General features: G+C 57.9%; 11 protein-coding genes. 2 read left to right on the top strand and 9 right to left on the bottom strand.

The window, feature by feature from the left end; translation table 11 throughout:
* The first annotated feature begins 42 nt into the window (after window positions 1–42).
* Window positions 43–459, top strand: a complete 417-nt coding sequence (locus ACYUME_RS07245; protein ID WP_460418440.1) for a hypothetical protein — start codon at window positions 43–45, stop codon at window positions 457–459.
* A 22-nt stretch (window positions 460–481) separates the two neighbouring features.
* Window positions 482–1600, top strand: a complete 1119-nt coding sequence (locus ACYUME_RS07240) for a glycosyltransferase family 4 protein (protein ID WP_279882350.1) — start codon at window positions 482–484, stop codon at window positions 1598–1600.
* Window positions 1601–1636: 36 nt separating this feature from the next.
* On the opposite strand, the gene ACYUME_RS07235 is transcribed toward ACYUME_RS07240, so the two are convergent.
* The 9 genes from ACYUME_RS07235 to ACYUME_RS07195 all read right to left on the bottom strand — a co-directional run bounded on the left by ACYUME_RS07235 (window position 1637) and on the right by ACYUME_RS07195 (window position 13906).
* Window positions 1637–4648, bottom strand: a complete 3012-nt coding sequence (locus ACYUME_RS07235) for a glycoside hydrolase family 99-like domain-containing protein (RefSeq protein WP_460418439.1) — start codon at window positions 4646–4648, stop codon at window positions 1637–1639.
* Between the two features lie 13 nt (window positions 4649–4661).
* Complete coding sequence (locus ACYUME_RS07230; RefSeq protein WP_460418438.1) at window positions 4662–6014, bottom strand: ABC transporter ATP-binding protein; 1353 nt, start codon at window positions 6012–6014, stop codon at window positions 4662–4664.
* Window positions 6004–6825, bottom strand: coding sequence for an ABC transporter permease (locus tag ACYUME_RS07225; protein WP_279882344.1), 822 nt, complete (start codon window positions 6823–6825; stop codon window positions 6004–6006). Before ACYUME_RS07225 ends, ACYUME_RS07230 begins: the two co-directional genes overlap by 11 nt.
* Before the next feature lie 240 nt (window positions 6826–7065).
* Window positions 7066–7611, bottom strand: a complete 546-nt coding sequence (gene rfbC, locus ACYUME_RS07220; protein ID WP_279882342.1) for a dTDP-4-dehydrorhamnose 3,5-epimerase — start codon at window positions 7609–7611, stop codon at window positions 7066–7068.
* Complete coding sequence (gene rfbA, locus ACYUME_RS07215; protein ID WP_279882340.1) at window positions 7611–8495, bottom strand: glucose-1-phosphate thymidylyltransferase RfbA; 885 nt, start codon at window positions 8493–8495, stop codon at window positions 7611–7613. The genes rfbC and rfbA overlap by 1 nt, the downstream gene beginning before the upstream one ends.
* Window positions 8495–9394 (bottom strand): dTDP-4-dehydrorhamnose reductase, encoded by a 900-nt coding sequence (rfbD, locus tag ACYUME_RS07210; protein WP_460418437.1) that lies wholly within the window; start codon window positions 9392–9394, stop codon window positions 8495–8497. The genes rfbA and rfbD overlap by 1 nt, the downstream gene beginning before the upstream one ends.
* On the bottom strand, window positions 9391–10461 hold the full coding sequence (gene rfbB / locus ACYUME_RS07205; protein WP_460418436.1) for a dTDP-glucose 4,6-dehydratase: 1071 nt from the start codon (window positions 10459–10461) through the stop codon (window positions 9391–9393). The genes rfbD and rfbB overlap by 4 nt, the downstream gene beginning before the upstream one ends.
* 4 nt (window positions 10462–10465) lie before the next feature.
* A complete protein-coding gene (locus ACYUME_RS07200; RefSeq protein ID WP_460418435.1) occupies window positions 10466–11365 on the bottom strand; it encodes a glycosyltransferase family 2 protein in 900 nt (299 codons plus the stop codon).
* A 555-nt stretch (window positions 11366–11920) separates the two neighbouring features.
* Window positions 11921–13906: a polysaccharide biosynthesis protein gene (locus ACYUME_RS07195; protein ID WP_279882334.1), complete on the bottom strand. Its 1986-nt coding sequence runs from the start codon at window positions 13904–13906 to the stop codon at window positions 11921–11923.
* Window positions 13907–13934: the final 28 nt, after the last annotated feature.

The raw sequence follows: 13934 nt of genomic DNA, 5'->3' as shown, positions 1-13934 counted from the left end.
GTGCCAAGACTTCCCCACCACCACCACCCGGAGTATCGTTTCATGAACAAGATGTTCTTCGTTGGCGCCGCCCTGCTGGCCCTTGCCGGCTGTGACAAGCCAGCAGCACCAGCGGCCCAGGCCACCGCCCAGGCAGCCAACGTGCCGCAGGAAGATGGCCAGTACCTGCGCTTCATCCAGTTGCCCGACGGTGAGACCCGCCTCGAAGCACATCGGGTCATCGGCAAGGTCTACAAGACGATCAGCGGCTACCCTGGCTTTGCCGTCAAGGCCGGCACCTTTGCCGACGTCAATCCACTGGTGGTGCGCATCAAGGATTGCGGCGTGATCAGCTTCAGCAACGTCGAAGGCAACGCCAAGGTCATGAAGGCCGAACGTACCGAGACCACGGGCTTCAACGCCCAGTGCCCGATCCAGAAGGTCGATGGCCTGTGGACCAAGCTGGCAGTCGACGCCTGATGGTCGCGGGGAAGCATTTGCCGTGAAAGTACTGCACTTCTACAAGACCTTCGGGCCGGAGCAATTCGGGGGGGTGGAGATGTTCATCCGCCACCTGACCCATGCCACATCGGCCCAGGGCTGCGAGAACACGGTGCTGTCCCTGGCCGATGAGCCCCTGCCGCCCCAGCAGACACCCAGCGTGCGGATGTTCCAGGCCAGGCAGAACTTCAATGTCGCCTCGACGGGGTTCTCCTGGTCGGTGTTCGCGGATTTCGCGCGCCTCGCACAAGAGGCCGACGTGATCCACTATCACTTCCCGTGGCCATTCATGGACCTTGTCCATCTGGCCAAGGGCCTGAACAAGCCCAGCGTGGTCACCTACCACTCCGACATCGTGCGCCAGAAGGTGCTGCTGCAGGTCTACCGACCCCTGATGCACGCCTTCCTCGGGCGCGTGGATGCCATCGCCGCGACCAGTCCGAACTATCTGCAGAGCTCCAGCGTGCTGCGCCGTTATCGGCACAAGGCCCAGTCGATCCCCATCGGCCTGGACCAGTCCCTGTACCCGGTCGCGGACGCCGAGCAAGTGGCGCAGCTGCGCAACCGATACGGCGGACGGTTCTTCCTCTTCGTCGGCGTGCAACGTTACTACAAGGGCCTGCACTTCCTGCTCAAGGCCATGCAGTCGGCCCCCTGGCCACTGCTGATCGTTGGTGTCGGCCCCATGGAGCAGGAGCTGATGCGCATGGCCGAGCGTCTCCAGCTGTCCAACGTGCACTTCCTCGGTCGGGTCGATGAGCAGCAGAAGATCAATCTGATGCAGGCCTGCTACTCAGTGGTTTTCCCATCGCACCTGCGCTCGGAAGCCTTCGGCATCGGCCTGCTCGAAGGGGCGATGCTCGGCAAGCCGCTGATCTGCTGCGAGATCGGCACCGGCACCAGCTTCATCAATCAGCACGCATCCACAGGTATCGTGGTTCCACCGATGGATGCCGATGCCTTGCACCGGGCGATGAAGACGCTGTGGGATGATCCCGCGCTGGCGCAGCGTTATGGCGAAGCCGCGCGCGCGCGTTATCTGGATGTGTTCACTGCCCAGGGCCTGGGGCAGGCGTATTCGGCGCTGTACCGTGAGGTGGTTTCACGGCCAAGCGCGTGAACGGGCAGGAGGGCTGCGCCCTCCCCCCTTCTCGGCCTAGCAACTGGAAACGCTGTACCCGGTCTTCTCGACCAGCAGGCCAACCAGTCGCTCGATCGCATGTGGCAACGTGCCGTCGGACAAGCCCCGCTCGATGTCGAAGTACGCCGGCAGAATCGCCTCGAGCCCCTCGAGCGCCTCGGGGCGCAGCCAGAACATGGAACCAGCAGGGAATCTGCCTCGGACGAACTCGAGCCCCAGCAGACGACTCGCATGGGCGATATCGTCGTGGTTGTACTTCATGTTCCAATCGGTGTGCTCTATCAGATACTTGCCCGGTGCGAGCAGGCCCAAAGCAGGGTCCGCCTTGAAGCGCCCCACGGCCTCGAGCACCTTGTCAGTGCTGCCAGCCAGCGCGGAAACGAGTTCGTTGCGAATCTCGTTGCCATCGGATCGATAGGAGCTTTTCTTACCGTGCAGTTTGCAGATCGCCTCGTACCCCAGGCTGCGGATGCTCGATAGCACCTTGATGAACGGAAGTACATCCCGCCCCCGGTTCTCCACCAGCAAAACAGCGGCATCAGGGTAACTCTCACGCACGCGCAAGGCCGCTTCCCGGCTGGTCACGGTGAAGTAGAAATCGCAGCCCACGCGCTGCAGGTTCTGCAGGTAAGGCTCAAGCTCGTCGAACACTTCCACATAATGCACGTGGATGATCGCGGCGATGGCATTCTTCTTCCCAGGCTCCGGCGCGACAACCATGGTCGAGGCCTGATCATAGTCAGACAACACATCGTAGGTAGCCTGCAGGTAGCCATAGCCATACTTGCGATCGGGTTCCAGGTGAGTACCCTCGGCCCACTCGTTCCAGGCATTGACGAACACCAGCTTCTCATCCGCCGCGTACTTCGGATTGCTGTGAGCGTTATTGCAGATGAACGACAACCATTGTTTATAGCGCAGCAGGCTGAAACCATGGAAAGTATGGCTGTTGTTCTGTTTCCTCGCCGTGTTGTCCCAGGACAGCATCGCCGTCCTGAACAATTTGTAATCCGGCTCCGCCGCCCGGACTACGTTGCCGACCACCTGTTCGTAGCTGAAAATGTTGCCTGCGTAATTGGCATTGGTCACCTGCAATTGCTCGTTGATGAGGTGACTCAGCGTGGTATGAGGCGGGAACTCGAGCGCGGCGTCGAAGCCAAACTCCTCCGGATCCTTGATGCCAAAGGTCTGGGCGCAGATCAAATACAGGCCAGGGAAGCCGTGCTTGAGCACTTCCTCGCGCCACAGCACTGCGGTTTCAGCCATCTCCGGAATGATGCTGGCTCGGTAGATGATAAGCACCGGCTTGCCATCGATCTTGATGTAGCGGCTGTCATTGAAGTACTTGATCAGATGCTGGATGAAAGCAAGCGAGTCTTCGGCACTGTGATCCTGGGCAATCAGTACATCGTGCTCCTGCCCGTCCCAGCGTCGCGTCCAGTTCTCGTTCGCCCAGGTCAGGCAGAACGGCATGTCGACATTGGGGTTGTTGAGCATCATCTCCAATGGCGTGTCCATCAGGATCTTGCCGGCGAACCAGTAGAAGTAGTAGTTGAAGCCGTGGATGCCATACTCTTTCGCGAGCCTGGCTTGCTCTTCCATGACCTTCGGCACACGCAGGTCATAGTACCCCGAGTGGATCGGCAGGTGAGGCTGGTAATGCCCCACGTAGTTTGGCGTGGCCTTGGTGACGTTGGACCACTCGGTGAATCCTTTGCCCCACCACTGGTCATTTTCGGCAAACGGGTGGAACTGCGGCAGATAGAACGCAATGAGTTTGACGTCAGGGTGGATAGAAGGATTTTGCTTGTACTCGACAAACCCCTCATTGATCGTTTCGAACTGAATGACCGGAATGTTCGAACGATCGATGGTCGAATCCTTGCCTCGACCGCTCAACGTCCTGGCGATCCCCACTACTCGGCGGGCAACGCCGCTGATCCCCTCGCGGCGATAGAGACCGATGCCATTGCTCAACGTGCCACGAATCCCGCCGCGGGCCCGTAGCGCATTTCTCACGCGCGCCAGAAGGTGCCTCGCTCGTGCGACGTTCTTTCTTGCGGGTGCCACATATTTGCCCGCCCAGCGAAGCGGCTTGGTAACACGCCAGCTGGTCGACTGGCGCATCTCTGCCAGAACCTGGTTTTCCCGAAGCAGACTTTCTTCTCGTTCATCGAGCGAGCGGATCAGATCAGCGATTTCACCATCGCTTTTCACGACATCGCTCTTGATCCGCGCAAGTTCACTTTCAAGATCGAGAATGACTTCACGGGTACGTTCCAGTTCGACCTCGTACTTGGCGGCCGCCGCCTGGTGCTCGACGGCTGCGGCCTCGTGCTCGGCGACGCAGGCGCCCAGTTCCTTGATGAGCATGAAGTCCTCGGTGAAACCTCGGGATTTGAGGTCCAGCAGAGGATTGTCGCAGGTGGCATTGGAATAGTTGGAATAACCGTAAAGGATTCGCTGTTTGTAGGAGGAGCCGTGGGAGGCATCCTTGACAAACACGGCAACGAAATCGTTCCAGGCGCTGGCTGGGTCGCTGTCGATAGTCCCTTCCGCTTTTCCAGCGACAAAGGACTCGAGCAGCGCTGGCTGGTAGCCATTTTTCTCTGCCCAGGCTACCAGGGCAGTCCCTGCATCGGGGTAGAAGCGCCAGCAGTCTACGGGATAGCGGTGAATGTAGCCGTTGCTCGGTGCGTTGAGGTACAGCACGCCCTCCGGCTTCAGGATCCGCATGAGTTCCAGGTAGAGCAACCAGAAAAACTGCGAATGCTCAAATACCGAACTGCAGACGATCACATCGACCGAAGTGTCTTCGAACGGCAGCTTGTACGGGTCGTCGAGGATAACATCGACACCGTCGCCCGCTACAAAATCGACACCAATGTACTCTACCCCCTCAGGGCAGACATCCCGAAGCGAGCCGTTGACATTCTGCGCACCGATATCAACAACCTTCTTGCCATGCACATTGGAAAGATAACTTTTAAAAAAAAGAGAGCCAAGATTTTTAGCGGAGGGATGCATATTCTACCTTTATTCAGGCCACACTAAGGCTTATATTTGTCAGAGGTATTCCGATAATACCTGTGGAAACCGGATCATGGTGAGAGCGTATCACCAGCCCTTCGTGAAACCAATGCAGCTGCCTATGCTCATGCTGGGTACCGTTGGCAACCGCTACTTGTATGATGTAATCGCCCTTGGCCAACCAAGGCATGAAGAACTCGAACTGGGCGGTCAGCCGGGCCCCAGCACGAGCAGCACAGGGCCTGTTCTGGTAGCTGAAGAACGTATTGTCACCGAACAACGTTTGCCCGAGACGGTCCTTGACAAAGAAGCCCACGATGGGTCGGTCAAGATCGACAGCGGTATCCACCTCGATCTTCAGGGCAACTTTCTCGCCCCCGACAACCCAGCTCAAACTGCCCCCCTGCGAGTCTGTCAGGCTGACATCGACAATTCTCGCATCGTTGCCGCCAAACGCGCCCTCTTCATTGGGTTCGAACCTGAATACTTCGATGTCGTTCCTGAGATTGCTGGCATTCACGAACGCAGCGCGCTGGTCTACCCAGTTCAACTCCGGCTCGCCTACTCGCGCGATTTTCTCGACCCGCGGGCCTGGAATATCATCGCTGCTCGACGCCTGATCGGACAGGTTGCTGAAAAGGTCGTTGAGGTAGTACTCACACACGGTCTTGGAGTCGCCCGTGCGGCGCTGCACGCCCCGATCGAGCCACACCACCCGGTCACAAAGGTTGATGATCGACGCGGTATCATGGCTCACAAAGATCAATGACTTCTCTTCACGAAACTTCCGAATGAATCGCATGCACTTCTGAGTGAAGAATGCATCGCCCACCGAAAGGGCCTCGTCAATCACCAGAATGTCCGCATCCACGTGGGCGACCACTGCGAAAGCGAGGCGAACGTACATCCCGCTCGAGTAGGTCTTGACGGGCTGCTCGAGGAAACTGCCGATGTCCGCAAACGCAGCGATATCCTCGAAGCGCGAATCGATCTGCTCTTTCGACAGTCCGTACAGAGAAGCCGCCATATAGACGTTTTCGCGCCCGGTGAACTCCGGATTGAAACCAGCGCCCAGCTCCAGCAGCGCGGCAACCCTGCCATTGACCTCGAGCTCGCCGCGAGTCGGGTTCAAAGTGCCGCAGATCATCTGCAACAAGGTGGACTTGCCGGACCCATTGCGCCCGATGATCCCTATCGTTTCACCCTTTTTGAGCGTGAACTCGACATCCTTGAGTGCCCAGAACTCCTGAAAGAAACTTCGGCGGCCACGGCACATCATCTGCAGCAAACGCTGATGAGGTTTTTCGTAGATGTGGTAGCACTTGCTCAGGCCACTTACCCTGATCGCAATATCAGACGACATCGGCGAACCCCTTTCTAGTTTTCTGGAACCAGGCAAAGCCCAACCAGGCGAATGCAAGGCTTGCCAGAAGAGAGACAAGCCAGTACCCGACTTCCGGTACCGTTCCCCAGACGAGTACGTCGCGGGTCTGCTCGATGAAGTGGGTCAGCGGGTTCAGGTTGATCAAGTAACGATAGCGCTCGGGTATCGCCGCAATCGGGTAGAAGATCGGTGACAGGAACATGAGGGCGGTGATCAGGATACCCACAATCTGCCCCACATCACGAAGAAATACGCCTAGCGAAGCGAGGAACCAGGCCAGACCAAGCACGAAGAAAATCAACGGTAGCAGCACAAACGGAAAGAGCAGGCTGGTGGCATGAGGCAGGCCGAACGAGATGATGTAGAAAACGAGCCAGACGGCCAGACTGATCACCAGATGAAAGAAGGCACCTGCCAGGGTGACGACAGGCAGCACTTCCAGTGGGAAAACGACCTTCTTCACATAGTTGGCATTGCTCACGACCAGGGAGGGCGCCCGGCTGATGCATTCCGAGAAGAAACCAAAAACGATCATCCCGGTGAACAGAATCAAGGCAAACTCTGTCTGCGAGCCGCTTCCGCTTGTTCCCCAACGCGCCTTGAACACGATACTGAAAACGAATGTATAAACAGCCAGCATGAAAATCGGGTTGAACAGCGACCAGAGCATGCCCAGATAAGACCCTCTGTATCTCCCGATGACCTCGCGCTTGGCCAGTGCGTAGACAAGGCCCTTGTTACGCCAGATATCGCCAAACATTGCCATTGGCGACGCAGAGAATCGTTGCATCAGTCATCCACCTTCGCAGCACCCGCCGCCCTGTCATTTTCATTCGCTGAGCCGAGTGTGAATATTCGAGCAACCGTACAATCGCACCAGACCTTCATAGAGCACACCACACCCTTGATTCCTCAGTCGAAAATAGAGATGGCTGAGCGCGCCTCCCCGAGCCAGGCGTCACCAGACGACCTGTGCCGTGCATGGTACTTGGGAGGAGCACCCAGCCTTGACGTACAGAACGATGCACGATCACTCGAACAAATCAGCCTGCGCCAACGTCGAACCGCGGATGTCCTTTTCAGACAGGATGGGTTCGCCCTGCAACTGCCAATCGATGGCAACCTGCGTGTCATTCCAGAGCAGGCAGCGTTCATGCGCCGGTGAATAGTAATCGGTAGTCTTGTACAAAAACTCCGCACTCTGCGAAAGGACATAGAAGCCGTGAGCGAAGCCCTCTGGCACCCACAGTTGTCTTTTGTTCTCGGCGGACAGTATGGCCCCGACCCACTGGCCAAACGTGGGCGATGAGCGCCTCAGATCGACAGCGACATCGAGCACCTCGCCTTGCACGACGCGCACCAGTTTCCCCTGAGCATGCTCGATCTGGTAGTGCAAGCCCCGCAACACACCTTTGGCAGAGCGGGAATGGTTATCCTGGACGAACTGTACCTTCCGGCCGATCTGCTCTTCAAACACTCGGTGATTGAAGCTCTCGAAGAAGAAACCTCGTTGATCACCGAACACCTTCGGCTCGAAGAGCACAACATCGGGTATCGCTAAGCGTGTTCCATTCATCAATAAATCTTCTCTTGCAGAATTCGCTGAAGGTACTGACCGTAACCATTTTTTGCCAACGGCGCCGCCAGCTTTCCGAGCTGCTCAGCAGTGATCCAGCCCTGGCGATAGGCAATCTCTTCCGGGCATGCCACCTTCAAGCCCTGGCGATGCTCTATGGTCGCGATGAACTGACTCGCTTCAAGCAGCGAGTCATGGGTTCCCGTATCGAGCCAGGCATAGCCGCGTCCCATGATTTCGACGGAAAGCTCGCCTCGATCCAGATACACGCGATTCAGATCAGTGATTTCCAGTTCGCCACGAGGAGACGGGCGAATGCTCTTGGCGAAATCGACGACCTGCTGATCATAGAAGTACAGCCCGGTCACAGCGTAATTGGACTTGGGCTGTGCAGGTTTCTCCTCGAGACTCTCTGCTTTGCCGTCTTTGTTGAACTTCACAACACCATATCGCTCCGGATCATTGACATGGTAAGCAAAGACCGAGGCACCGACTTCGCGACTGGCAGCATTGCGTAGCAGGTCCTGGAAGAGATGGCCATAGTAGATATTGTCACCCAAGACCAGCGCGGACAGATCGTTGCCAATGAACGACTCACCAATCAGGAATGCCTGCGCCAGGCCGTCCGGCGAGGGCTGAACCGCGTACGAGAGGTTCAACCCCCACTGCTCGCCAGTCCCTAGCAGTTGCTCGAAGCGAGGCGTGTCCTGAGGCGTCGAGATGATCAGAATATCGCGGATATCCGCCAGCATCAGGGTGCTCAGCGGATAGAAAATCATCGGTTTGTCGTAAACCGGCAGTAACTGCTTGGAAATCGCTAGCGTTGCAGGATGCAGACGCGTGCCCGAACCGCCCGCGAGAATGATTCCTTTACGTTTTTTCATCATTTTTTCTCAATGATTTCCGTGAGCATCCGAGCCACCCCTGCTTGCCATTCCGGCATTCTCAGTGCGAAAGCCTTTTGCAGTTTCTCTGTATTCAGTCGCGAGTTGCCAGGCCGTTGCGCGGCGGTCGGATACTCGTCGGTCCCCACGGCCTTGACCGTGGCGGCTGTCGCCTTGAGGGGCAGCCCGGCGGCGGCGGCCTGGTCGAGCACGTACCGCGCGTAGCGACACCAGGTCGTCTCTCCTGCCGCAGCCACGTGATAGAGGCCGCTCAACTCCGGCTGCCGGCGCACGGCGACAATAGCCAGAGCCGCGACATCGGCCAACAACTCGGCACTGGTCGGCGCCCCGAACTGGTCATCGATCACACTCAGCGTCTCGCGCTCCTGAGCCAGGCGCAGCATCGTCTTGGCAAAGTTATTACCGCGCGCGGCATAGACCCAACTGGTCCGCAGGATGAGATGCGCGCAGCCAGACGCTCGAATAGCCTCTTCACCCGCGAGCTTGGTCTTGCCATAGACGTTCAGCGGATCAACGGTATCGATCTCACGCCACGGGGCGCTCCCATGGCCTGGGTAGACATAATCAGTGGAGTAATGCACCAGGAGGCTTTTGGCCTTGGCCGCCCATTCGGCCATCACCGCGACCGCCTCGGCATTTACGCGCAAGGATTTGTCTGGCTCCGACTCGGCCTTGTCCACCGCCGTATAGGCGGCAGCATTGACGATGACGTCAGGGGCGTAGCGCTGCAAGGTGTCAGCGAGCCCTTCAAGATCGCTAAGGTCACCGCAATAGTCAGTACTGCGCGAGTCCAGTGCGAGCAGCTCGCCCAGCGGTGCCAGGCTGCGCTGCAACTCCCAGCCCACCTGACCATTCTTGCCCAGCAGAAGGATCCTCATGCGCCGCGCCCGTCATAGTTCTGCTGCACCCAGTCACGGTAACTGCCGGACTGCACGTTGCTGACCCACTCTTGATTGTCCAGGTACCACTCCACAGTCTTGCGGATACCGGTCTCGAACGTTTCTGCGGGCTTCCAGCCAAGCTCGCGCTCGAGCTTGCGTGCATCGATGGCATAACGCCGGTCGTGTCCTGGACGGTCCGTGACATAGGCAATCTGGGCACTGTACGCCTTGCCGTCAGCACGAGGCCGCAGCTCGTCCAGCAGCTTGCAAACGTGGTGCACGATGTCCAGATTGGTCTTTTCGTTCCAGCCGCCGACGTTATAGACCTCGCCCACCTGACCGGCTTCCAGCACGCGGCGAATGGCGCTGCAGTGATCTTTCACATACAACCAATCACGCACCTGCAGGCCGTCGCCATAGACCGGCAGGTCTTTACCTGCCAAGGCATTGACGATCATCAATGGAATGAGCTTTTCCGGAAAATGATAGGGTCCGTAGTTGTTCGAACAATTGGTCGTCAATACCGGCAGACCGTAAGTATGATGGTAGGCGCGCACGAGATGATCACTGGCGGCCTTGCTCGCCGAATAGGGGCTGTTAGGTTGATACTGGTGAGTTTCGCTGAACGCAGGCTCGTCGCGATCCAGAGAACCATAGACTTCATCGGTGGAAACATGCAGGAAGCGAAACGCTTTCTGTTCATCCGCGGCAAGAGAGTTCCAGAAGACACGAACGGCCTCAAGTAGCCGGAAAGTGCCAACTATGTTGGTTTGAATAAATTCTTCAGGCCCATGAATAGAGCGATCGACATGCGACTCGGCAGCAAAGTTGATGACGGCCCGTGGCCTGTACTTCTCCAGCAGCCCTTTAATGGCGGCCCCATCAGCGATATCCACATTGACAAAAACATGCTGCGGATTCCCGTCCAGACTGACGATATTTTCCAGATTACCAGCATAAGTCAACTTATCGACATTGATTACCGTCTCACCCGAAGCCGCAACCCAGTCGAGCACGAAGTTCGAACCAATAAAGCCAGCACCGCCAGTTACCAGAATAGTCATAGGGTCAGATCTTTTTCAGTATGATGGCAAAAAGCAATCCGAGATTGCCGAGAACGGTCTGTCGATACAAACCGGCCCTGAACATGTTCAGGACTCGCATAGGTAGACTTTGCAGGCGCGCAGCCTTGAACAGCAGAAGCGTCTTCTGATGCTCGTTGCTCAAACGGTGCCGCATGCCTTCCAGCGCCACGATATTCTGGGCGTTCCATTCATGAAAACGCCCACGCAGCAACATGACCAGGCGACGCACTCGGGCGCGCCAATCGGCATTGCTGCCAATGACATTATCGCCATGCTGCCGATAAAGGACTCTGGGCTCGGGGTCATAGCGAATCACACCACCTGAACCGGAGACGAGTTGATAGCACCACCAATCATGCGCCGGAACCGCCAGGTTCGCCCCTGCCTCCACGATCAAGGCACGCGCGGCCTGATTGAAAACCATGGTATTGCCGCCGGCAATACTCTGCACCAGGGCATTCTTGAAGTGAGGGGGATGGTGAAACCTCGGGGACAAGCCACGGCCCTGTCCATCTTGATCGATGAGCTGAGTACGACCGCAGTACAAAGCGGGCACATCAGCGGGGATGCTCCGCAGCCACTCAACGGAAACTGCGAGTTTCTCGTCACTCCACACGTCATCCTGATCACACCAGGCGAAGAACTCAGCCTGGATATCGGCCTGACAAGTCAATGAAAGAAAGTTCTGTACGAACCCCACGCCAGGACCCGCGATAGTTCTAACTTTATTTCTACCCCATACATCCGCAAACCGCTCAAGTAGCGCATGAGTCTGATCGGTCGACCCATCATCGGACACATGCAATGACCAGTTCTCATGTCGTTGCCGTGCAATCGACTCAAGCTGCTGGGACAGAAAAGCTGCGCCATTATAAGTACACATGAGGATGGCAACGTGCGCGATGCCCGGGACGCTATGCTGTTGTGAATGCGCCCCAGAATCCGACCTATCAACGTCAGGAGGCTGAGAATGCACGGTTACGGACCTCATCATTGGGTTGACTCTCCACATCCGCTTCTATGGTTTTGGGCGGATTCAAAAAAATCAGGCACATCAGAGGCTAGCACACCCCATCGTAAACCAGAAGGGTTCGGCCACTAGGCTGCAGACGCCGGTTTTCCACTATCCGAATGGCACTGCAAGAGTGAGATAGACGTAGCAATCGCCTTGGCTGACATCAAATAAATAGCGATAACGCACAGGCGTCGCCAAGACGAAGGGACTATGGAAAACATAAACCAGCGACAACAAAAATCAACTTTTAAAATCGCGATCCACTGCCGCGAAATAAAAATGTCACTGGAATGGCGGTCCATGCTTTGCTTGGCTAGCTAAGACCGCCATGGGCGGGAGAAGTTCAATGATGATGAAACGCTGGCGAGGGATCACGTCGCGGTTATCGGCCCAGCCCTCGCAGCCAGGCGCGCCCCGCCATGCTCAAGGCTCCTGCCGACGCTGCTGGTGAATCCAGTCGACGATCTCGCCATCCGGCGCATAGCCACTGACCAACTCCCGCAGCAGTTGCCGAACCTGGTTGTAGTCATCTGCGGCAATGGCCTTGAGCAGGCTGCCCAAGCGCTCCTTGAGCCGCTCCCAAGCCAGGTAGTCCTCTTGCGCGCTCATGATCATCGGATGCCGGGTCGACACCACGTTGTCGCCGATCAGCAGCTCTTCGTAGAGTTTCTCCCCCGGCCGCAACCCGCTGAACTCGATGGCAATGTCGCCATGCGGGTTATGCTCCGAACGCACGCTCAGGCCAGACAGGTGAATCATCTTCTCCGCCAGCTCGACGATCCGTACCGGCTCGCCCATGTCGAGCACGAAGACATCGCCGCCCTGCCCCATGGAGCCCGCCTGGATCACCAGTTGCGCCGCCTCGGGGATGGTCATGAAATAACGGGTGATCTTCGGGTGGGTGACCGTCAACGGCCCGCCCGCCTTGATCTGCTGATGGAACAGCGGGATGACCGACCCGGACGAGCCCAGCACATTGCCGAAGCGCACCATGGTGAAACGCGTCTTGTTGACCCGCGAGACATTGGCCGGATCATTGAACAACACCGGCGCCTGCTCACGGCTCAACGCCTGCAGCACCATTTCCGCCAGGCGCTTGGTGCTGCCCATGACATTGGTCGGACGCACCGCCTTGTCGGTGGAAATCAGCACGAAGTTGGACACGCCTGCCTGCAATGCCGCCTGGGCCGCGTTCAGGGTCCCCATGACATTGTTCAGCACACCCTCGGCGACATTGTGCTCGACCAGCGGCACGTGCTTGTACGCCGCCGCGTGATAGACCGTGTCCACCCGCCAGGCGCTCATGACGTCGAACAACTGCGCGGGATTGCGCACGGAGCCAAGGATCGGCAGGATGCGAACTGGCGACGACGTGCGCTGGGCGCAGGCCTCCAGTTCCGAAAGGATGCTGTAAAGGTTGAACTCGCCATGCTCCAGCAGCAGCAACGTGCTGGGCTTGAGCGCGAGGATCTGTCGGCACAGTTCCGAACCGATAGAGCCGCCTGCGCCGGTCACCATGACCGTCTTGCCCTTCACGCAATGCTCGAGGAGGTCGGCCTGGGCCGGCACGGCATCACGCCCCAGCAGGTCGGCGATATCCACCTCCTGGAGGTCGTCGACCTTGACCCGGCCACTGGCCAGGTCCATGAAGCTTGGCACACTGCGCACATGCAGTGGATACCCTTCGAGCAGGCCGAGAATCTCGCGCCGGCGTGTGCGGCTGATCGACGGCACGGCCAGCAGCAACTCCTCGGCACCGGTCTCCTCGATCATCCGCTGGATCTGCCGGGGCTTGTAGACATGCAGGCCAGCGATTACCCGCCCGGCAATGCTGCTGTCATCGTCGATGAAGGCCACTGGGCGCATCATCTTGCCCATGCGCAACGCCGCGACCAGCTGATTGCCCGCCGAGCCCGCACCATAGATAACGACTTTGAGCAGGCCGTCGTCACGATTGCTGAAGGGTATGTGCTGAGCCGCGGCAAACCAGTCGCCGAGAAAGTACTGGCGCATGGCCAGGCGCAGCCCGCCGATCAACACCAGGCTCAGCCACCAGTAGTTGAAGATGACCGAGCGCGGCACGAGATACTGATGATTGGCCGACCAGTAGACAATGAGGCCAAGAATCAACGCCGACAGCGTCACCGCCTTGGCGATGACCATCAGCGCGTCATTGCCGAAGTAACGCATCACCGCTCGGTACATGCCGAAACGGATGAACAGTGGAATCGAGACCAATGGCGCGCAGGCGAACAGCCAGAGATGATCCTGGGCCAGCTCGATGGACTCCGCGAACCCCAGGCGCACCACGAAGGCCAGCCACATGGCCATCCATACCAGCACCACATCGGCCAGTACCTGGATCATTCGTTTCTTGGCCCGCGGCAGCCCTAGCAGAAATGCTCGCATTCTTTCCCAACCCCTTTCGTACACCTTT

Source organism: Pseudomonas sp. microsymbiont 2 (assembly GCF_054788395.1).
Note: the sequence above shows the minus strand (reverse complement) of the source record. Positions and strands in the feature narration are given on the sequence as shown.

Bases quoted from the DNA above. Each gene is read 5' to 3' on its own strand.
- rfbC (WP_279882342.1), bottom strand. From the start codon at position 7,611: ATGAATGGAACACGCTTAGCGATACCCGATGTTGTGCTCTTCGAGCCG.
- rfbB (WP_460418436.1), bottom strand. From the start codon at position 10,461: ATGACTATTCTGGTAACTGGCGGTGCTGGCTTTATTGGTTCGAACTTC.
- ACYUME_RS07230 (WP_460418438.1), bottom strand. From the start codon at position 6,014: ATGTCGTCTGATATTGCGATCAGGGTAAGTGGCCTGAGCAAGTGCTAC.
- ACYUME_RS07195 (WP_279882334.1), bottom strand. From the start codon at position 13,906: ATGCGAGCATTTCTGCTAGGGCTGCCGCGGGCCAAGAAACGAATGATC.
- rfbA (WP_279882340.1), bottom strand. From the start codon at position 8,495: ATGAAAAAACGTAAAGGAATCATTCTCGCGGGCGGTTCGGGCACGCGT.
- ACYUME_RS07225 (WP_279882344.1), bottom strand. From the start codon at position 6,825: ATGCAACGATTCTCTGCGTCGCCAATGGCAATGTTTGGCGATATCTGG.
- ACYUME_RS07200 (WP_460418435.1), bottom strand. From the start codon at position 11,365: ATGTGTACTTATAATGGCGCAGCTTTTCTGTCCCAGCAGCTTGAGTCG.
- ACYUME_RS07245 (WP_460418440.1), top strand. From the start codon at position 43: ATGAACAAGATGTTCTTCGTTGGCGCCGCCCTGCTGGCCCTTGCCGGC.
- rfbD (WP_460418437.1), bottom strand. From the start codon at position 9,394: ATGAGGATCCTTCTGCTGGGCAAGAATGGTCAGGTGGGCTGGGAGTTG.
- ACYUME_RS07235 (WP_460418439.1), bottom strand. From the start codon at position 4,648: ATGCATCCCTCCGCTAAAAATCTTGGCTCTCTTTTTTTTAAAAGTTAT.